This window comes from Clostridium oceanicum, assembly GCF_039521385.1.
Lineage (GTDB): Bacteria > Bacillota > Clostridia > Clostridiales > Clostridiaceae > Clostridium_F > Clostridium_F oceanicum.
In genome coordinates this window covers 453,827-475,702 of sequence record NZ_BAAACG010000008.1, presented here as the reverse complement: position 1 = coordinate 475,702, position 21,876 = coordinate 453,827, and the positions used below count along the sequence as shown (strand labels likewise).

Below are 21,876 nucleotides of genomic sequence, written 5' to 3'. Positions count from 1 at the left end.
AAATGTCTAATGTAGAATTGAAAAATGTTTATAAAACATATGACAGTGATATAGTAGCAGTTAATGATTTTAACTTAAAAATAGAGGATAAAGAATTTATAGTTTTTGTAGGGCCATCAGGTTGTGGAAAATCTACAACATTAAGAATGATTGCTGGACTTGAAGAAATATCTAAAGGAGAAATATATATAGATGAGGATTTAGTAAATGATGTTCCTTCTAAAGAAAGAGATATTGCTATGGTATTTCAAAATTATGCATTATATCCTCATATGTCTGTATATGAAAATATGGCTTTTGGTTTAAAGCTTAGGAAAACTGACAAAAAAGAAACTGATAGGAAAGTTAAAGAAGTAGCTAAAATTTTAGATATACAGCATTTATTAAAAAGAAAGCCTAAAGCTTTATCAGGTGGTCAAAAACAAAGAGTTGCAATTGGTAGAGCTATTGTAAGAAATCCAAAAGTATTTCTTATGGATGAGCCTTTATCTAATCTTGATGCAAAACTTAGAGTTCAAATGAGAACTGAAATAATTAAACTGTTTAGAAAACTTGAAACTACTTTTATATATGTAACTCATGATCAGGTTGAAGCCATGACTATGGGTACTAGAATTGTTGTTATGGACAATGGTATAATTAAGCAAGTTGATACACCAGAAAAAATATATGATTCTCCAGCGAATATATTTGTTGCAAGCTTTATAGGAAGCCCTCAGATGAATTTACTTGATGCTACTATTGAAAGTATAGATGATGAATTATATGTAGCTTTCGATGAAAATAAAATTAAGTTACCTAAAGAAAAAGCTAAAATATTAAAGGATAATAGTTATATAGGAAAAGAAGTTACAATAGGAATTAGACCAGAACATATAAATGAAGACAGGAAGCTAAAAGATAAAGATTGTATGATAAAGAGTAAAGTTGAGGTTATAGAACATTTAGGAGCAGAAAGTTATATTTATACTGTATGTGGTAAAAAAAGCATAAATGTAAGAGTTTTAGAAACTACAAAATGTAAAATAGGACAAATAGCTCATTTTTATATAGAGGTTAAAAAACTTCATATATTTGATAAAGAAACAGGAAATAGGATTGTGTAAAAGATAGATTAAGATTCTAGACAAAAGGCTTATGAAAAAGTTGGATTTTTCATAAGCCTTTTATTTAATTATAGATTCAACAGTATTTATATAAAATATACTAAAAATGAATTTATGAGATATTAGTAGGAAAAATTAGATATTAATATTTTATTAAGAATATTTGATAGGAGTTAACTTAGACATTATTGACATATGTTCAAAATATAAATATAATTGAAAATGAAAATCAGTATCGTATAAAAATATCAAAAATTAAAGATTATTTTATTATGGGGGATTTGCTTTATTGATTTTTACATGAGAAATATATGGAGGGATTGTATGAACAAAAAATTAGTATCAATAATTAGTTCTATTTTTTTAGTAACAATATTATTTTCAGGTTGTAAAAGTAAAGATGTAGCTACAAATTCAAAAGATAAAGAAGTAGGTAAAAAACAAATTACTTTATATATGTCAGGTCCTCAAAAGATGGTAGATCAGCTTGAAAAAGATTTTGAAAAAGATAAAGGAGACGTTTTAAAAATATATCATAATGGTTGTGGTCCTATACGTCAAAAGATATTAAGTGAAATGGAAGCAGGAGATATTAAAGCAGATGTAGTTTGGGCAGCAGAGCCTCTTATGTATATGGATTTACAAGAGAAAGATAAATTATTAAAATATAAATCTCCTGAAACATCTAATTTAAAAGAAGAATATAAAAAGGTAGGAAATGATTACTATACTCCAGTTAACGCAAGATATGGAGTGGTTATATATAATAAAAAATTAGTTTCTAAAGAAAATGCGCCTATTACATTTAAAGATTTAACTAAACCATATTTTAAAGGAAGCATAGGTATTGCAGATTTAAGACAATCCTCTACAGCCCTTGCACTTACATCAGGAATATATCAAATAAATGAAAATAACTGGGATTATTATAAAAAGCTTAAAGCTAATGATGTAATGCTTACAAAACAAAATGTTCAAGTAGTAGAAAAGGTGGATTCAGGAGAAATTAAAGCTTCTATAGCACCACATGATGCAGCTTTAAGGTTAATGAAAAATGCAAAGAAAAAGAATGTTAAAAGTAATCTAGCTATTGCATGGCCAAAAGAAGGATCGATAAGTATTCAAAGACCAATATCAATAATTAAAAATGAAAAAAGAAGTGAAGAAAATACAAAGATTGCAAAAGAATTCGTTGATTTTGCACTTTCTAAAAAGGGACAACAAATATCTACTAAATATGGATTTATAACAGTAAGAAAAGATTTAGAATTACCTAAAGGGGTTAAGGCAAAAGTTAAGTCAGTAACTGTTGATTGGGAGCATGCAAAGAAGAATCAAGATAAACTAAAGGAAGAATATAATGAAATATTCTCTGGAAAATAAATTTTTTAGATTTAAAAATAAATTAGAAAGTAAAAATATATTAGTTTATATATTTATGATTGCAATCGTTATATTTACAGTATATCCATTTATAATGCTTATTGGAAATAGCTTTGGATTTTCTGTACATGGGTTTAATTTTACTTTAGATGCATATAAAAAGTGTTTTCAAAATAAAGATGTACTTTGTGCAACTAAAAATACAATTTATGTAGCTTTTAGTATAACAATATTGTCTGGATTTTTAGGGATATCTCTTGCTTTTTTAGTTAATAAAACTAATATATTTTTTAAAAAGATAATTAAGACTTTGATATTTATAACTTTTATTATTCCTTCATATATAATGTCTGTTGCATGGATAGAAATATTAGGTCACAATGGATATTTAACTAAAATTCTTTTAAAGTATTTTGGAGTTACTAATTCATTTCAGATATATTCTCTTGAAGGAGTAATAATTGTTATGTCATTGCATCTTTATCCATTAGTATTTATGACCGTATCTAACGCCCTTAAAAATATAGATGGAAGCTTTGAAAAATCAGCATTTTTGTGTGGAGCGGGAAAAAAGAAAGTATTTTTTACAATAATACTTCCAATGATTATGCCAAGTATACTTTCAATATTACTTTTTGTTTTTTCGCGTGCAATTTCATGTTTTGGTGTGGCAGCAGTTTTAGGACTTCCTGTTAGAAAATATATTTTAACCACTTATATATATTCATTTTTATCCTTTGGGGATTTAAAATTTTCAGCAGCCCTTTCAACTATGTTACTTATAAGTTCTGGATTATTATTTTTCTTAAGTAATCTATATTTAAAAAGAAGACAATACTCATATAAAGTTGTATCACAACCTAATCCTAATACTTATTCATTAGGAAGAGGAAGAATTCACTTGTCTTTTTTAGTTTTGATATTTTTATTTATAACAGCAGTTATTCCAATTGTTGCAATTATAGGAGCAGCTTTTCTTAAAAAGTGGGGAATAGAAATTAAACTTAGTAATTTAACTTTTAATAATTTTAAATATATATTATTTGAAGAAGAAATGTCTATTAGGGCAATAAAAAATAGTATTTTATATGGATTTATTGCAGCAACAGCTTCAAGTATTCTTGGAATGATTATTTCTTATATTTCTATGAGGACAAGATTTAAATTTAGAAAATTAATGGAGTTTTCATCTTCTTTAACTATGGCATCTCCAGAAACTATTATTGCTATAGCAGCCATATTTGCCTGGGCTAATAAACCTTTTGAGCTTTATAATACAAAATGGATAATTATTGTAACATATATAGTTGTTTGTATACCTTTTGTAATAAAAAATATAAATGGATTAATGAGTAGAATAGATAAAAGTTTAGAAAATGCATCAAAGGTTAGCGGAGCATCTTTTATTACAACATTTAAGAAAGTTATAATTCCAAGTATAGCCCCAGGAATAATGACTGGATTTATACTTTCTATGATATTTGCACTTAGAGAAATACCTGTATCAGTACTACTTTATTCAAGAGGATGTGAAACTGTAGGAGTTCTTTTGTTTAATTTACGCTCAGACACTGGTGGACTTGAAGTTGTATCAGCAGTTGCTTTGGTTGTTATTATATTAATACTTATAGGACAATTTACTATTGAAAAATTTGGAATAGCCAAAAGGAGCTGATTTAAAATTTTTAAATGCAGATTAGAAAAGATAAGAAAAGTATTTGATAAAAAAGTTGCTATAAATTATATGGATTTTGATATATATGAAGGAGAGCTTTTAGCAGTTTTAGGACCTAGTGGATGTGGCAAAAGTACACTCCTTGAGTTAATAGCAGGACTTGAAAAACCAACAAGTGGGAAGATTACTATAAATGATGAGATCGTGTATTCAAGTAAAAGGTGGATTTTTGTTCCTGCAAATAAAAGAAAAGTAGGATTAGTTTTTCAAAATTATGCCCTATGGCCTCATTATAATGTGTTTGAAAATATTGCATATCCACTAAAGATTAAAAAATGTAAAAAAGATTATATAAAAAAGCAGGTTTTAGATGTTATAAAAATAGTGAAATTAGAGGGGATGGAATACAGATATCCTCATACCTTAAGTGGAGGACAACAACAAAGAGTTGCTCTTGCAAGAGCTCTTATAATGAAGCCCAAATTATTACTTCTTGATGAACCTTTAGCACATTTGGATGCTAAACTAAGTGAAATGATGCAAAAAGAAATAAAATATATAAATAAAAAGACAGGAATTACAATGGTTTACGTAACTCATAACCAAAGAGAAGCAATGGAAATAGCAGATAGAATAGCTGTTATGAAAGATGGAAATATAGTTCAATGTGGGACTTCAAAAGAGATTTATAGAAATCCTAAAAATGAGTTTGTAGCTAGTTTTATTGGAAATACAAATATAATAGAATGCAAAGTTATAAATAAGGATAAAGAGAAATTTTTAGAACTTAAAAATAGGGTTTATAGTGATGAAAAAGATAGGGAATTTAATCACATAGATAAAAGTAAGTTACCAGAATTTAAAGATATTGATTATGGAGATAATGAAGACAAGGAATTTGATGATATAGATAAAAGTAAGTCTCTAGAATTTGAAAATATGGATTATGTTGATAATGAAGATGGGGAAGTTTATGATATAGATAAAAGTAAGTCTTTAGAATTTAAAGATAGGGTTTATATTAAAATTAAGAAGAGTGAAGTTAGTGATGAGGAAAAAAGAGTTGATTATAAGAATAAGAGTAAGTTTTTAGAATGTAAAAATAAGGGTTATGTTAATAATAAAAAAAAGAGACTAAATTGTATGAATAAGACTTATATAAAAGCTAAAGATAGAAAAATTAATCATAGAGATGAAATAATTAATAATAGAAAGATAAAGATTAATGATGAGGATAAGAAAGTTACTGTATCAGTAAGACCAGAAGATATAATATTGAATCATAAAGATGGAATAGGTTATGGAAAAATAATTAAAAGTACCTATAAAGGTAGTTTTATAGAGTATTTGTTTAAGGTAAATGAAAAATTAATATTAGAAGTACAATCATCCTTAAGAGAGGAATTTAAAGTAGGAGAGAAACTGCATTTTAATATTAAATACTATTCTATTATTTTAGGGCAAGATTTTTAATAGAGCACTAGCTTATTAAGTAATAAGCTAGTGTTTTTACCTAAAATATAAAAAAATATAAGGTATTTATTTTAATTTTTTCTAAAATATGTTAAAATAGTGTATGTTGTATTTTACAGCAATCTATTTAGTAAATAGATATTCTCAAAATCCTGATTTATCCAATTATTAGCTGCTTTAGCATTTCTCCTTATATTGAAATTCTAAAGCAAAGAGACCTCACTCAAAAGGGTTTTAAGATTTCAGGTGGAGTAAAAAGGCTTCATCTGAAACCAAGAATCCTTTTAATATATTAAATAAAATTATAAATGTACAAGCTATAGTTTTATTAAAGAATTATGAAATTTAAAATTAAGAAGATATATTTTAGGATGAATTTAAAATTGAGATAGAAAAGGTTAAGATGAATATCTATAAAATCTAAAGATTTTATATTAGGCTATGTTAAGCAGTTATGAAAAATTTAAGTTAATAAACTAATATACGCATACTATCATATAAGCTTAGCAAAGTTTAAACATCTAAGGAGGATTGACAATGAAAAAAAGGTACAAAATAATGTCATCATTTATATGTATGATGGTATTAACAGCAGGACTTGTAGGATGCAGTAAAAAAAGTGATACAAGCAGTAGTAAATCAGTAAAGGTAGCTTCTTCAAAAGAAACAGCTGAAAATAAAGGAGATAACAAGAAATTGATAATTGCACATAGAGGTGCATCAGGTTATATTGTTGAACATACATTAGAATCTTATTCAATGGCATATGGACTTGGAGCAGATTACATAGAAGCAGATGTAAATATAACTAAGGACAATGTACCAGTAGTAATGCATGATATCCACCTTGATACTACTACAAATGTAGCAAAGGTATATCCAAATAGAAAGCGTAAAGATGGAAGATATTATATAGTAGATTTCACATTAGATGAAATAAAAAAATTAAGTGTACATGAACGTTCAGATTTAAAAACAGGAGAAGCAGTATTTAAAAATAGATTTCCAAAAGGAAAATCTCATTTTGAAGTACCAACTCTTAAAGAAGAAATTGAACTTATACAAGGACTTAATAAAAGTACAGGACGTAATGTTGGAATATATGTAGAAATGAAAATTCCTAAATTCTATACTAAAAATGGTAAGAATATAGGAAAAATGACATTAGATACATTAAGAAAATATGGATATGATAAAAAAGATGCTAAATGCTTTATTCAATGCTTTGATCCAACATATTTAAGAAAATTTAAAAATGAATTTAAACCAAAATGTAAATTGATACAGTTACTTGGAGAATCATCATGGGAAGATTGTAAAGGTGATGATACAAAACATATGTTGTCTAAAGAAGGTTTAAAAGAAATTGCAGAATATGCAGATGGAATAGGACCTTGGACAGATCAAGTTTTAGACCAAAATGGAAAACAAAAACAAAGCGAAACAGTTGTAAATCCTAATTTAGTAAAAGATGCTCATGAAAATAATCTTCTAGTACATCCATATACAGTTCGTAAAGATGAACTTCCAAAGTATGCTAAGAGTGCAGATGAAGTTATAAGAAAATTTTTATACGAAGTTAAAGTAGATGGAATATTTACTGACTTTACTGACATAGGAGTTAAAGTTAGAAATGAAGGAAAATAATATTATTTAATTAGGTACCTCACACAAATAAGTGTCTTATTTAATAAAGAACCGCTAAATTAAGTATGAATATACTTGGTTTGGCGGTTCTTTAATTATAAACTTATAATTCTAAAGCTTCATTTATTTTATCTTCGTCAAACCCAACGATTACTTTATCATCAATTACTATAGTAGGTACACTTCTAGAACCTAATTTTAATAGTTCTTTTTTTGCATCTTGATCATCTCTTATATCCTTTTCAACAAAATGTATTCCTTTATTTGCTAAATACTCTTTAGCAGGTGGGCAATGAGGTCATGTTTTTGTTGTATATACAGTAACTTTTTTCATTTGTATCACTCCTAGAATTTTTTTGTATTTTATAGAAACTAAATCAATATTATTGTGTGTAATAGTTTTTTTATTATTATATAAATAATGATTATTAATTGCAATGAAATATTAGTTAATAAAATGTGAATTGTTTATATTTTATAAAATAGGGGCAGTGTAGATTGATTTTTTTTGACTAAAATAAAAGAAAAATTAATTTTTTTTTAGATATTTATAATAATTACAAACAAGATGTCTTAAACGTTATTAAATAATAAAATAGCACTTTTTATGATGCAATAACTGTATTTTGTTGCAATTGATATAAGTTATTAATAGGAAATATATATAATTAAATAAATAGTTTATATTAAAAATTAAAATATATTCAGTGAATTTATATGAAAAAAACAAAAGTATACCTCAATAAATATATGAATTTAAGAATAGAATAAAGTTTTAATAATATAAACTGAATAATCAAATCTACATTTTAACAGTGTGGGTTTTTATTTTAATATGCCTTAAATAAATAACTAGTAAGTAAGATAGCGTTTGTAAACTATTTCTTCCTTGGAAGATACTTATTACACAATTATTAGCACAACATAAATCATTGTATTAAAAATCCCTACTATCTTTTACTGGTTATTTATTTACATATACATAATAAAAAAATATTATTTACATAAAGTAGTTAGCTTATATGCTTTTAATTTAAAAAAGAAAGTGAGGATGAAATGCTATGGAATTTTCTAAAAGAAATTTAATAGATATTTTTAAATTAAGAGAAGTTTTAAATGGGTTATCTAAGGAGAATTTGGTTGAAATTATAGAAGATGTAACTGAAAAAGATGAGGAACTAAAAAATAAACTGATTGTAAAATATTCAAAAGATTATGAAGGTGAAGAGATTGAAAGGTGTGAAAACCTTATATCTTATATCGTAAAAAAATATACAGAAAAAGAAGGTTATATTTGCCATAAAGAAAGTTATGATTTTGTTTCTGATATGGAAGAATTATTAGAAAAAGTACATCATCAAGAAAATAAAGTATTATCTTTAGAAATTGCTATTTTAGTTCTTAATGAAGCCATTAGAGCTTTTCAATATGCAGATAATTCTAGAGGATACATAGGAAATTTAGTATTAGAAGTTATAGATATAATAAGAGAAATTGTAGAGCACAGCAGTGATTTGAATATAGATATAAGAAAAAAATTGTTCAATAAATTATCAAAAGAGTGTGATAACAGAGTATTTGATGGATGGACTGAGTATAAAATTGATTTATTAAGGATCTGCACTAATTTTTGTGATATTGAAGAAATTAGAGAAACATTAATAGGGAAAATAAAATTTTTAATAAAGGGTTATTTTAATGATAAGTATGGAAAACATAGAATTAAAAGCTTGGTTAAGATTTTATTTTACATTGTAAAAAAATATTCTACTAAAGAAGAAGGACAAGCATTTATAAAGAATAATCTTAAATTTCCACATTTTAGGCAGTTTTTTATAAATAATTTTATTAAGAAAAAAGAATATACTAAAGTTATAAAACTAGCTTTAGATGGAGAAAAACAAGATAAAGATTGTGCTGATTTAGTACTTAATTGGAAGAGAATAAGATATGATGCATATAAAAATCTTTCAATGGAAGAGAATCAGCAAAAATTAGCAAAAGAATTATTTCTTTATGGTAATTTTGAGTTTTATAAAGACTTAAAAAAGGTAATCAAAGAAGATAAAGTATTTTATAATAATTTAAAAAAAGAATTAAAAAATAAAAAAGATGAAAAAATAGAAGAGATTTATTTGAAGCTTATATTACAAGAAAATGATGTAGATGAAATAATGGAGTATGTAAGAGAAAATATAGATACAGTAGAAGATTATGCAGAGATTTTAGCAGATAAGTTCAAAGATGAGATTATAGACATTTATAGTAAACATATAGAAAGATTAGCTATGATTTCTATGAAAAGAGAAGACTATAAATATGTGTGCATGGTAATAAAAAAATATGAAAGTATAGCTGGAGAAGAAAACAAACAAAAAATAATAAGTAAACTAGGTACTTTAAACAAAAGAAGATTAGCTTTTTTAGATGAGCTAAATAAGATTAAATAAATTCTAAATATTATATAAATAGAAATCCACATTTAATAAAATAAATGTGGATTTCTATTTTTTTATTTGTATTTAAAGGATTAAAATACAAAGGATTTATGGTACTATTGAAGTTATAATTTCTACATCAATTATAAAGAGAGTAAATTCAATATTACTGAACTGATACATAAATTCTATTAGAAGAGGAACTTATTTGGTATTCTACGATATTTGTATATATGGTATCTTGTATACATAGAAGAAAGATGAAGATAATAAAAGAAAGGAGGGGATATAACAATGAATAGACTAAATTTAAGACAAATTGAATTCATAAACTTACTTTTGAATGAAACCGAGTACAAAGCTATTAAAAATTTTGCCAACATTCTAAAAGTTTCTAATAAAACTTTAAAAAAAGATCTTATAGCTATTGAGAAATATTTAAATAAATTTCAAATTGAATTAGATAAAAAACATGGTAGTGGAATAAAAATAAAAGATGTTTGGAATGCAAAAATTATTTTGAATAATAATCTTAAAATTGATGGTAATAAAAAAATATCTATAAATGATAGAAGAATAGAAATTATAAAAAATATGCTAATTAATTCTCATAGTAGTACGTCTATTCAAAAACTTTCTGATAAATATTATGTTAGTAAAACAAGTATAATAAATGATTTTAAGTATATAGAAGATTGGCTTTCTAATTTTAATTTAGAATTAGAAAAAACAGTAGAAGGAACTAAAATAAAAGGCTTAGAGATTGATATTAGACGAGCTATTGCATATTTACTATTTGAATATTCAAGTAATGAAAAAAATGAGAAGACAATAGAAGATTTAGCTACAAGGTTAGATGCTGCCACATTAAATGGATTATCAGAATTATTTGAAAAAGATAGGATAATTTATGTTAATAAATTATTACTCCATTTAGAAAAAAAATATAATTGTAAAATAGATGAGATTTATTATATAAATTTGATTACACATATTTTAATATCTATGTCTAGAGGATCAGAAGGAAAATCTATAAAAATAGAAGAAGAAGAGGAAAATTTTAAATCTAAGAAAGATTATAAAGAAGCTGTTTTATGTATTAATAAAATCAATAAAGATTTCAAAATAAATTTAGGAGAATCAGAGATTTATTATTTGTATCAATACTTCACATCCTTTGGGCTTATTAGAGAAAAAAATGAGAGCAAAGATAAAGTATTAAATAAATTAGATTCTACTGCTGTAACATTTAGAGATAATTTAACTAAATATATACAGGAAATTTTACAAGTTAATATTAAAAAAGATAAAGATATTATGGATAAGTTATTACTTCATATAAGAGCAATGCTAAATCGTATGCAGTATGACATACAAATATCTAATCCACTTATTAATGATATAAAAACAGAATATCCTATTCTTTTAAATGTTTGTAAAATTGCTTCTATGATTGTATCTAGAGAATTAAAACAGAAAATGATTTCTATGGATGAAATTGGGTATTTGACTTTGTATTATCAACTAGCATTAGAAAATTATTCTATAAAAAAACGAGTTTTAGTTATTTGTCATAGTGGATATGGAACATCAAAGCTTTTAAGTGTAAAGCTCAGAAGATATTTTCCAGAATTTGAAATTGTTGAAGGGATTTCTGCTAGTAAAGTAATAAATATGAATCTTGATAATATTGACTTTGTTATTTCAACAGTTCCATTAGATTTAAATCATAAACCATATTTACTTGTATCAACATTTTTAACTGAGCATGATGTTAAAAACATATCTGACTTTATGATTAAAAATAAAGGTACTAAATTAACAGAAGTAGCTACAACTAGCTTTATTAGTAGGTATTTAAATGAAGAATTAATATACTTTAACAAAGATAAAAAAGAAGTTATAAAAGATATTAATAAAAATTTAAAATTAAAACTTACTTTTGATGAAATGAAATTAAGTGAAAATTTAAAATTATGTATAGCATTTTCAAATAAAAAAGACGTGCTAGGTGTTTCTATAAATAATTCTAAGAATAATGAAAAAGAAGTTATATTTTATATTATTATAAAAAATAGCAAAATTACAAGTAATTTATTAAAAGAAGTAGTTAATTTTGATATTAATAAAAATTATGCAATCTATCTAAGAAATTGTATAAAAAAAGAAGATGTGAAGAGGTATTTTACTTTAAATAGCAAAGGTGGGCATGAAATGGGAGTAGATTTAAAAAAAGTAATAAAAAAAGAAACAATAAAACTAGATATGAAAGCTACAACAAAGGATGAAGCATTAAAGGAACTTACAGACTTATTATATGATGCTGGAACTATTTTAGATAAAGAAAAATTTTTAAAAGATGTATATTATAGAGAAACATTAGGTTCTACAGGTATAGGAAATGAAATTGCAATTCCTCATGGAAAATCTGAGTTTGTAAGTAAAACATCAATAGCATTTGGAAAAACCAATACAGATATTGAATGGGAAACATTAGATGATAAACCAGTACGTTTTATAATTTTATTTGCAGTAACAGAATCTGATAAAGAAAGTGTTCATGTAAGATTACTTTCAAAGGTGGCAAGAAAACTTGGAAATGAAGAAATTTGTGAGGAGCTTTTAAAAGCTAAAACACCAGAGAAAGTATATGAAATAATTACAAGTTCAGAAGAAGATTTTGATTAAAAACATTAGTTTATTCAAATAATAGTTTTTATTCTAACAAATAATTTGATAACGTTTAATAATTAACTTATTTTAAATAAATATTTATACAAATAAAAGAGATGAAGGGAGAAATTAATATGAAAATTGTAGGAATAGCAGCTTGTACATCTGGAATTGCACATACTTATATTGCAAAGGAAAAATTACTTCGTGCAGCAAAAGCATTAAATCATGAAATTCACATTGAGACTCAAGGAACAATAGGTACAGAAGATGAATTAAGTTTAAATGATATTAAAGAAGCAGATGTTGTAATTATCGCAGCAGATATTAAAGTAGGCGGAAGAGAAAGATTTAAAGGAAAAAGAATTGTAGATGTTCCAACAGACATTGTAATCAAATCTCCAAAAGGGTTATTAAATAAAATTGAAAAAGATCTAGGATTATAATAAAAAACCTTATTAAAAAGAGAAAGGAGTTATTATATTATGTTTAAAAAGCTAGAACTAAAGAAACATGCTATGACAGGTATATCTTATATGCTTCCATTGGTTGTGGCATCTGGATTACTAATTGCTATTGGAAATTTAGCTGGAGGAAACCCTGCTGTAATAACTGATTATAAAAGTTCTTATAGTATTTGGCAGGCTGCTGTTTCACTAGGTGTATTTGGTATGGGGTTATTGCCAGCAGTTATAAGTGCAGCTATTGCTTATTCTATTGCTGACCGTCCAGGAATTGCTCCAGGACTTTTAATGGGTATGATTGCAAATGCCATGGGAGCTGGATTCTTAGGTGGTATGTTAGGTGGTTATCTTGCAGGATATTTTGTAAGTTTTTTAAAGAAAAAATTAGTTGTACCTAAATGGGCAGAAGGATTAATGCCTATGATGATTATTCCACTATTAGCTTCAATAGCTGTAGGATTGATTATGTTCTTTGTAATAGGAGGACCTATAGCATTAGCTTCAGCAGGACTTACTGATATGCTTAACAATATGCAAGGAGGGTCAAAAGCAGTGTTTGGAGCTATTATGGGTGCTATGGCAGCATTTGACTTTGGAGGACCAGTTAATAAAGTTGCTTCTCTTTTTGCAGATGGATTGTTGTTACAAAAGATTTATGGACCAGAAGCTATTAAAATATGTGCTTCAATGATTCCACCTTTTGGTGTTACTTTATCTTGGTTAATAAGAAAAAAAAGATATACAAAACGTGAAGCTGACAATATAAAGATTGCTTTTCCAATGGGAATATGTATGATTACAGAAGGTGTTATTCCTATAGCAGCAGTTGATCCACTTCGTGTAATTTTCTCTTCTTCTGTAGGTTCAGCCGTTGGTGGAATGCTTATTATGTTATTTAATGTTGGTTCACCAGTACCTTCTGGAGGAATGTTTATAGTACCTGCAATGCAAAACCCAGTAGGATTTTTAATAGCTTTAGGAGTAGGATCTGTTATAACTGCAGTATTACTTGTACTACTAAAAAAAGATGCAACTGAAGAAGAAATAGATTTTGAAGAAGAAGAAGAAGAAATAGATTTATCAGGTATAAAAATAAAATAATTATTATAATAAAATATATTTTAATATTATGACCAGCTTTTTATATAGACAAAGATGTGAAATCTTCATAAGAACTTATTATATTTAATTTCATAATAGTAAATAGATCCTAATTACAAATAAAAGATCGGGAGGAGGAAGTGCTACAAAATAATATATCTAAAAAACACAATTATATATAGGTAGCTTAAGAATTATAGATATGATATGGTAGCAAAAATTAATATGTATGTTTCAATGAAAGAAATGCTTGAAAAGGCAAATAAAGAAAACTATGCAGTTATGGCTATTAATTGTTTTAATCTAGAAACTGCAAGAACAGTAATTAAGGCAGCAGAATTAGAAAATGCACCAATTATAGTTAATTTATTTCAAGAACATTTAATAGAACACTCTGATAGTGAAATTATAACTCCCATTGTAAAAACTTTAGCTACTAGGTCTTCTGTAAAAATAGCTTTGAATTTTGATCATGGTCAAAATGTAGTATTTTTAAAAAAAGCTATAGATGATGGATTCTCATCTGTTATGGTAGATGGTTCTAATCTTGGATTAAAAGGCAATATTGAAATGACAAAAGAAATTGTTAGTTATGCTCATCCAAAAGGTGTAAGTGTAGAAGGAGAAATAGGATGCCTTGGTAGTACTGAAGATTTAGAATTTACAGAAGATGACATGTACACAAATCCTAAAGAAGCGTTAAATTTTGCTAAGGAAACAGGTATTGATGCATTAGCAATATCAATAGGAACTTCCCATGGAAATTACCCAGAAGGAGTAATGCCAGAATTTGATTTTGAAAGATTAAAAGAAATCAAAGAATTAACAAAAATGCCTTTAGTTTTGCATGGAGGTTCTGGATCTGGAAAAGATAATATATTAAAGTCAGTTAAATATGGCATAAATAAGATAAATGTTGGTTGTGATTTTATGAATGCCAATGTACAAGCTATTAAAAATGTATTAAGTAAAAATCCTGATATCAATTATTATGTATTAATGCATAAAGTTGAAGAAGATAGCATTAATGTTGTAAGAGAATATATTAGGTTATCAGGTTCTAGTAATAAAAATTAAAGATTGAAAATTCAAAATATTACAAAATAAATCAATGGAAAAGGAATGATTATATTATGTTAATGAACATGAAAGAATTATTATCAATAGCAAAAAAAGAAGGATTTGCAGTACCTGCTTTTAATACAAGTAGTAATATGATATTAAGAGGTGTTATGGAAGGGGCAAAAGAAAAACAAGCTCCAGTTATTATTGCAATACATCCAGATGAGTTATCCTTTGTAGAAGATAGTTTTATAGCAAGTGTAAAAGAAGAAGCTGCAAAAACTGATGTTCCAGTAGTTATTCACTTAGATCATGGCGGAACTTTTGAACAAATTATTAGAGCAATAAAATGTGGATTTACTTCTGTAATGATTGATGCTTCAACTTTATCTTTTGAAGAAAACATTGCTATTACAAAAAAAGTAGTTGAAGTAGCACATCCTGTTAATGTTTCTGTTGAAGCAGAACTTGGAACTATAGGTACAACAGGAAATGGTGAAGAAGAGGGAACTAATGAAATAATATATACAAATCCAAATGATGCAAAAGAGTTTGTTGAAAGAACTGGAGTAGATACATTAGCAGTTGCAATTGGGACATGCCATGGAATTTACCCAAAAGATATGAAACCAGAATTAAAATTAGATTTATTAAAAACAATAAAAGGAATAGTAGATGTGCCATTAGTGCTTCACGGTGGTTCAGCTAATCCAGATAAAGAAATTGCTGAATCTGTGAAATTAGGAATTTGTAAAATAAATATATCAAGTGATATAAAAAATGCATTTTATGAAAAATGCCGTGAAATATTAAAAGAAGATCTAGGTGCACGTGAACCAAATGCTATCTATCCGCCATGTATAGATGCTATGAAAGAAGTTGTTTATGATAAGATAAAATTATTTAATGCTGAAGATAAAGTGAAATGCTACTATAAATAATACTAATAAATATAGAGAATGTAGTTAGCTTTTATTAACATCAGATTAAGGTTGAAAGTAGTAGTTTACACTTTCAACCTTAATTTACTATTAAGCTTTAGGATATATTTATTTAAATGAGTTTAGTAAAGTGAAAGATTTTTTAAATAGGACTAATTACTTTAAATACTACAATTAGAAATCATAGCTATAATAGCTAAATAAGAATATGAAAAATAAGAATATTAAAATAGATAAAAATATAATAGAGGTGGTTTAAATGAAAAAGAAATATGTAGTTGGAGTAGATTTAGGTGGAACTAAGATTTATACTGCTTTGGTAGATTTAGAAGGAAATGTAGTAAAAGAAAAAATAGTTAAAACAGAAGTAGAAAAAGGAGATAAGGCTATAGTTTGTAATATAAAATCTACTATAGATTATGTTATAAAAGATGTAGAAAAAGAAGAAATAAAAGCAATAGGAATAGGGGCTCCAGGGCCTTTAGATGCAAGAAAAGGTATAATTGTTGAAACACCTAATTTACCTTTTAAAAACTTTCCCTTAACAGATAAAATAGAAAATCATTATAATCTTCCTGTATATTTAGATAATGATGCAAATGCAGCAGCTCTTGCTGAACATAGCTTTGGAGCAGGGGTTAATACATTAAATATGGTGTATATAACAGTAAGTACTGGTATAGGGGGAGGAGCCATATTAAACGGTAAAATATATAGAGGAACTACATCTAATGCTTTAGAGGTAGGGCATAATACAGTAAAACCTGATGGACCAAGGTGTGGCTGTGGAAATAAAGGCTGCGGAGAGAGAATGGCATCTGGAACGGCAATAGCTAAAAGAGCTATAGAAGCTATAAATACTAATGTAAAAACATCCCTTAAAAATTATAATAGTATAACTTCTAAAGATGTATTTGAAGAAGCTAAAAAAGGTGATGTGGTAGCAAAAGATATTATAGATGAAGCTTTAGAATATCTAGGAATAATAGTATCCAATGTAGCTAATACCTTTGATCCAGATATGATAGTTATAGGTGGAGGAGTTTCTAATGCTGGAGACGTGGTTTTTGAAAAAATAGAAGAAGTGATGAATGGAAGATGTCTCCCTATAATATGTGAAAATTGTATTGTTAAAAAAGCAAAACTTGGAGGAAAATCAGGAGTGTTAGGAGCAGCAGCTTTAGCTATTACTGAATAGAATGATTTTAATTTAAAATAGAAGTATTATATTTAGTAGGAGTTTTTATAACTTCTACATTTTATTTTTTTATAAATCTAATATGTAATATATAACTATCCTATAGTTAAACGAGAGATTACTTTTATATATTTTTATGATAGAAAATATTTATAAAGGTAGTGTTCTTTATGTTATTTATATGAATGTATACTAGCACTTAATTGACAACCAAAATTTAGTATGATATTATACATACATACCGAATGAATGTATAAAAACAATGTTGTTATGCATTTCTATTTATTTGATGTAGATAAACTATGTTAAAAAGGAGGGGACTGTTATAGCACGTAATAAATATCCAGAGGAAACTGTGGAACGTATATTAGATGTTTCTTTAAAATTGTTTATGAAAAAAGGGTATGAAAATACTTCTGTAAAAGAAATTGTAGATAATTTAGGTGGATTAACAAAGGGAGCAATATATCATCATTTTAAATCTAAGGAAGAAATTTTATATGCAGTGTCAGAGAAAATATATGAATCCTTAAAACCTAAAATAGGGAAAATAAAAAATGATAAATCACTTACAGGATTAGAAAAGCTTAGAAAAATGTTTAAAGCTTCTATGGAAACTTCTTACCATGAGAAGATGTTTGCAGTAACACCAATGCTTTTAAATAATCCTAATTTGTTAGCTATACAGCTTAAAGAAATTGTTGAAAGTATGGTTCCTGAATATATTCAGCCTGTTATTGAAGATGGAATTTTAGATGGATCAATAAAAACAGAGTATCCAAAAGAGTTAGGTGAAGTAATAATGCTTCTTTGTAATATATGGTTGAATCCATTAGTATATAGTGTATCAAAAGAGGAAATGTTAAATAAAATTAAATTTTATGATGTAATCCTAAAAGGAATAGGAATAAACATACTAGATAATGATATGTATAATAAAATTATGAATTCAAGAAATCTAATAGAAGATAAATAAATAATGTTTAGTGGCTGCCTTAACTTAGGCATATGAAAATAAATAACAAGTCAAAGAAGGGACGGATATTTATTTTTATATTTCTTAAGGCAGTTTAAAAATTAAATTTTACATACCAACGGTAGGTATTAAAAAGAGGAGGATATTTTATGGAAAATACAAAATTATTCAACAAAGACTTTACTCTTGTTGTAATAGGACAAATTATATCTTTATTTGGAAATGCTATTTTAAGATTTTCATTACCATTATATTTACTAAGACAAACAGGGTCAGTAGCTTTATTTGGATTGGTATCTGCAACTTCATTTATACCTATGATTATTATGTCTCTTATAGGAGGAATTATTGCAGATAGAAAAAATAAAAGAAATATTATGGTAATATTAGATTTTTTAACAGCTATTATTATGATAGTTTATACACTTTTATATAAAAGTAGCCCTTTAGTTTTACTTCTTATAATAGTTTTAATGGTTTTGTATGGTATACAGGGAGCATACCAACCATCAGTTCAAGCAAGTATACCTTTATTAGTTCATAAAGAAAAAATTATGAGAGGAAATGCTACTATAAATATGATTAGCTCATTAGCTAATTTTATTGGACCCACAATAGGGGGAATATTATTTGGGTTTTATGGAATAGAGCCAATTTTGATAGTTAGTATAGTTTGTTTTATATTTTCAGCCGTGATGGAACTATTTATTAATATTCCTTATGAAAAAAGTAAAGGGGAAAAATTACTCTATATTGCATACACAGACATTAAATTAAGCATGAATTTTATTTTAAAAGAGAAACCTATTTTAGGTAAAGTTATGATGATAATTTCCTTGTTTAATTTACTTTTAACTTCCCTTATGATTGTTGGCATGCCCGCATTAATCACTCAATACTTATCACTAAGTGATAGTTTGTATGGAATTTCAGAAGGAATTTTAGCCGTAGGATCTATATTAGGAGGAATTGTTGTTGGGGTATTAAATGATAAACTTAATATAAAAAAATTAAATGTTTTATTAGTATATTGTGCGTTAGTAATTTTCCCTATGGGACTTGTATTAATTTTACCTATACCAGCATTTACAAGCTATGTAGTTATTTCAGCTATGGGATTTTTTATGATGGTATTTGCTACTGTTTTTAGTATTCAGGTTATAACTTTTATACAAATGGAAACACCACCAGAAATAGTTGGCAAAGTTATATCTTGTTTATTAGCATTATCCTTATGTGCAATGCCAATAGGACAAGCTCTTTATGGTTTTTTATTTGAAAACCTAGAATCTATACCTTGGATAATTTTATTTGGAGCTATGATCTGTTCTCTTGTTATAGCATTAATTTCAAAAGTTATTTTTAGCAAGCTAGAAGTAAAATAATTTTATATAGTAATATTAAATACAAGTTATACATAATTATATTACAAATTAAATAACTAAGATAACATATAAAATTATAAATTATAATCCACATTTACTTTAAATGTGGATTTTTTAGAAGGTAATTTTAAAGTGAAAAATATTAAAAAATGTGGTATATTTACTAAAAGATCAACAAAGTAGAAAAACATAAGGGAGAGAAGTTAATGACATATAATATATTTGGGGGAACTTTTATTGTTTTAGGAGTTATAGGGATAATTCTTATTCTTACAGATAAAACGGGAAAAACTTTTAATGTATATGGATTAAAAAAGGAACAGTATAGAGTTGTAGACAAAGAAAAGTTTAATAGTTTAATGTTTAAGTCAGGGATATGTTCATTCACCTGGATTTTAGTAGTAGGGCTTTTATGTGTAATTACTAAGGAATTAGGTTTAGCAGGATTAGGAGCTATTAGTATTTTTATAAATATGATTTTTTCTAAAAAAGCTAAAAAACATATAAAAATTAAATAGAGAAAGGTTTTACCCTTATAAAAAAAGAAATAAACTTATTTAAAGATAAATTGCAATGTGATTTATCTTTTTTGTTTGTAAAATTGTAAAATGTAATTGAAATGGTATGTATTGACAAATGGTATCTTAAATGATACTATTTAACTAAATAGTTAAATAGTTTATGAAGGAGGGGGTGCCATGGCCAGTGTATTTAAGGCTTTAGGAGATCCGACTAGAAGAGAAATACTAAAACTTTTGAATGAAAATGACATGACAGCAGGAGAAATTTTTAAACATTTTAATATTTCAAGACCAGCAATTACTAAGCATTTAGATATTCTAAGAGAAGCTGAGTTAGTATCTTCTGAAAAGAAAGGATTATATGTTATATATTCAATAAACTTATCTGTATTACAAGAAGGATTAAGTAATTTTATGACATTTTTTGAAAAGAGGTAGATTGTATGAATAAAAATTATAATAAAATAGATTTAATTATTTTTATTTTTTCTTTAGCTATTTTAGGGTTGGGTTTTATTGCTCCTCATAGTAATATTGTTATTGGAAGTATTGGAATTTTAGTATATGGCTCTTTAATATTATTACATGTCTATACACCTAATATTGCTAATTTATCTATAGGAAATCCTAAAATTAAAACTATGAAGAGAATAAATATATTTTCAATAGTATTATTAGCTATATGTTTTACAGTTTTGCAGTGGTCACAAGAATTATCTTTTGTGGAAAAAAATCAGAGTTTAATAGGATTTGTTATTGCTATAGCAGTGATTTTAGTTATAGGTAATGTAGCTCCTAAAATTCCATTTAACAGATATATGGGTCTAAGATTACCTTGGACAATTCGAGATGAATCAACTTGGAAAGTAGCTCATCGCTTATTAGGTTATTTAACATTTCCAATAGTTATTGTAATGTTAGTTGGAGGATTAATGGTAGATATAAATCAATTTGCTAAATGGGGTATTATTTCATGGGTAGTTATTCCAAGCGCATATTCTTATTTCTACTATACAAGAATGCAGAAGAAAAGTAAGATTTAATAAAAAAATATTAAAATACTAAGAAAACAAAAAACACCTTTAGGGTGTTTTTTATTGTGGAAAAATCTTAGTTTATATGTGAGGTTTAGTGAGAGTATAAATTATAAGACAGATAATAGATACACTAAAATGAATATTTCATTCAATTTGAGGGGAATAGAAATATATTTGACAATAATATGCATTAATACTACTATATAGTTAAAGTACTTTATATATATAGTAGTATTGGAGGAGAGTAAAATGATATCAAAACCAGCGATTATGTTATTAGGTTTAATAAATGAAAGAGAACTAAATGCATATGAAATTATAAAACAGCTTAGTTATATGAATGTTAAATGGTGGTTTAATATAGCGGATTCAACAGTTTATGCAACATTAAAAGCTCTTGAGAGAAAAAACTATATAGTTGGGAAAACAAAAAAAATAGGAAATATGCCAAATAGAACAATATATACAATAACTAAAGAGGGAAAGGAAAAACTTAAAGATACAATAAAGGAAATATGCATTTTATTTGATTATGACACAGTTTTATTTTCTATTGCTGCGTTTTACATTGATGTGTTTGAAGTGGAAGAAAGAATTTATCTTTTAGATAAAAGAATTAAATATTTAAATCAATATTTAAAAGGAATAGAAAAACAACTTCCAAAATTAAAAGAAAATAGAGTACCTTATAATCATATAGATAACGTTAAGAGAATGATTGAAATTATAAAAGCTGAAATTTGTGGAGCAGAAAAATTATTAGAAGATACGAAAAATATAAAAAGATAATAAAAAA

At 26.1% G+C, this 21,876-nt stretch carries 18 protein-coding genes and 1 pseudogene; 18 read left to right on the top strand and 1 reads right to left on the bottom strand.

Features of this window, described 5'->3' with window-relative positions; all coding sequences use genetic code 11:
* Positions 1-2: 2 nt before the first annotated feature.
* From ABDZ71_RS08320 to glpQ, 5 genes are all read left to right on the top strand, one after another.
* The gene (locus tag ABDZ71_RS08320) at positions 3-1,106 is read left to right on the top strand and encodes an ABC transporter ATP-binding protein (RefSeq protein WP_343760673.1); all 1,104 of its coding nucleotides are present in this window, start codon (positions 3-5) and stop codon (positions 1,104-1,106) included.
* Between the two features lie 324 nt (positions 1,107-1,430).
* Positions 1,431-2,489: an ABC transporter substrate-binding protein gene (locus ABDZ71_RS08315; RefSeq protein WP_343760671.1), complete on the top strand. Its 1,059-nt coding sequence runs from the start codon at positions 1,431-1,433 to the stop codon at positions 2,487-2,489.
* Positions 2,467-4,164 (top strand): ABC transporter permease, encoded by a 1,698-nt coding sequence (locus ABDZ71_RS08310; RefSeq protein ID WP_343760669.1) that lies wholly within the window; start codon positions 2,467-2,469, stop codon positions 4,162-4,164. Before ABDZ71_RS08315 ends, ABDZ71_RS08310 begins: the two co-directional genes overlap by 23 nt.
* A 69-nt stretch (positions 4,165-4,233) precedes the next feature.
* Complete coding sequence (locus ABDZ71_RS08305; RefSeq protein WP_343760667.1) at positions 4,234-5,637, top strand: ABC transporter ATP-binding protein; 1,404 nt, start codon at positions 4,234-4,236, stop codon at positions 5,635-5,637.
* Between the two features lie 537 nt (positions 5,638-6,174).
* The gene (gene glpQ / locus ABDZ71_RS08300) at positions 6,175-7,284 is read left to right on the top strand and encodes a glycerophosphodiester phosphodiesterase (protein ID WP_343760665.1); all 1,110 of its coding nucleotides are present in this window, start codon (positions 6,175-6,177) and stop codon (positions 7,282-7,284) included.
* A gap of 103 nt (positions 7,285-7,387) precedes the next feature.
* On the opposite strand, the pseudogene ABDZ71_RS08295 reads toward glpQ, so the two are convergent.
* Positions 7,388-7,570 (bottom strand): annotated as a pseudogene (locus ABDZ71_RS08295) (glutaredoxin family protein); the annotation flags it as partial.
* Between the two features lie 775 nt (positions 7,571-8,345).
* Between ABDZ71_RS08295 and ABDZ71_RS08290 the strand changes: the two are divergent.
* The 13 genes from ABDZ71_RS08290 (at position 8,346) to ABDZ71_RS08230 (ending at position 21,869) form a co-directional block, all read left to right on the top strand.
* Complete coding sequence (locus tag ABDZ71_RS08290) at positions 8,346-9,734, top strand: hypothetical protein (RefSeq protein WP_343760663.1); 1,389 nt, start codon at positions 8,346-8,348, stop codon at positions 9,732-9,734.
* Positions 9,735-10,016: 282 nt separating this feature from the next.
* Positions 10,017-12,410: a BglG family transcription antiterminator gene (locus ABDZ71_RS08285; RefSeq protein ID WP_343760661.1), complete on the top strand. Its 2,394-nt coding sequence runs from the start codon at positions 10,017-10,019 to the stop codon at positions 12,408-12,410.
* 119 nt (positions 12,411-12,529) lie between these two features.
* Positions 12,530-12,841: a PTS fructose transporter subunit IIB gene (locus tag ABDZ71_RS08280; protein WP_343760659.1), complete on the top strand. Its 312-nt coding sequence runs from the start codon at positions 12,530-12,532 to the stop codon at positions 12,839-12,841.
* A gap of 39 nt (positions 12,842-12,880) precedes the next feature.
* Entirely contained in the window at positions 12,881-13,960 is a 1,080-nt protein-coding gene (locus ABDZ71_RS08275; protein WP_343760657.1) for a PTS fructose transporter subunit IIC, read from the top strand.
* A gap of 225 nt (positions 13,961-14,185) precedes the next feature.
* On the top strand, positions 14,186-15,037 hold the full coding sequence (locus ABDZ71_RS08270) for a class II fructose-bisphosphate aldolase (protein WP_343760655.1): 852 nt from the start codon (positions 14,186-14,188) through the stop codon (positions 15,035-15,037).
* A 56-nt stretch (positions 15,038-15,093) separates the two neighbouring features.
* Positions 15,094-15,963, top strand: a complete 870-nt coding sequence (locus ABDZ71_RS08265; protein WP_343760653.1) for a ketose-bisphosphate aldolase — start codon at positions 15,094-15,096, stop codon at positions 15,961-15,963.
* Between the two features lie 259 nt (positions 15,964-16,222).
* Complete coding sequence (locus tag ABDZ71_RS08260; RefSeq protein ID WP_343760651.1) at positions 16,223-17,161, top strand: ROK family protein; 939 nt, start codon at positions 16,223-16,225, stop codon at positions 17,159-17,161.
* A 355-nt stretch (positions 17,162-17,516) separates the two neighbouring features.
* Complete coding sequence (locus ABDZ71_RS08255) at positions 17,517-18,137, top strand: TetR/AcrR family transcriptional regulator (protein ID WP_343760649.1); 621 nt, start codon at positions 17,517-17,519, stop codon at positions 18,135-18,137.
* A gap of 149 nt (positions 18,138-18,286) precedes the next feature.
* Positions 18,287-19,522: an MFS transporter gene (locus ABDZ71_RS08250; RefSeq protein WP_343760647.1), complete on the top strand. Its 1,236-nt coding sequence runs from the start codon at positions 18,287-18,289 to the stop codon at positions 19,520-19,522.
* 206 nt (positions 19,523-19,728) lie between these two features.
* Entirely contained in the window at positions 19,729-20,040 is a 312-nt protein-coding gene (locus ABDZ71_RS08245; protein ID WP_343760646.1) for a hypothetical protein, read from the top strand.
* A gap of 180 nt (positions 20,041-20,220) precedes the next feature.
* Positions 20,221-20,481: an autorepressor SdpR family transcription factor gene (locus ABDZ71_RS08240; RefSeq protein WP_343760644.1), complete on the top strand. Its 261-nt coding sequence runs from the start codon at positions 20,221-20,223 to the stop codon at positions 20,479-20,481.
* Positions 20,482-20,486: 5 nt separating this feature from the next.
* Complete coding sequence (locus ABDZ71_RS08235) at positions 20,487-21,086, top strand: SdpI family protein (protein ID WP_343760642.1); 600 nt, start codon at positions 20,487-20,489, stop codon at positions 21,084-21,086.
* A 243-nt stretch (positions 21,087-21,329) separates the two neighbouring features.
* On the top strand, positions 21,330-21,869 hold the full coding sequence (locus ABDZ71_RS08230) for a PadR family transcriptional regulator (protein WP_343760640.1): 540 nt from the start codon (positions 21,330-21,332) through the stop codon (positions 21,867-21,869).
* Positions 21,870-21,876 lie beyond the last annotated feature (7 nt).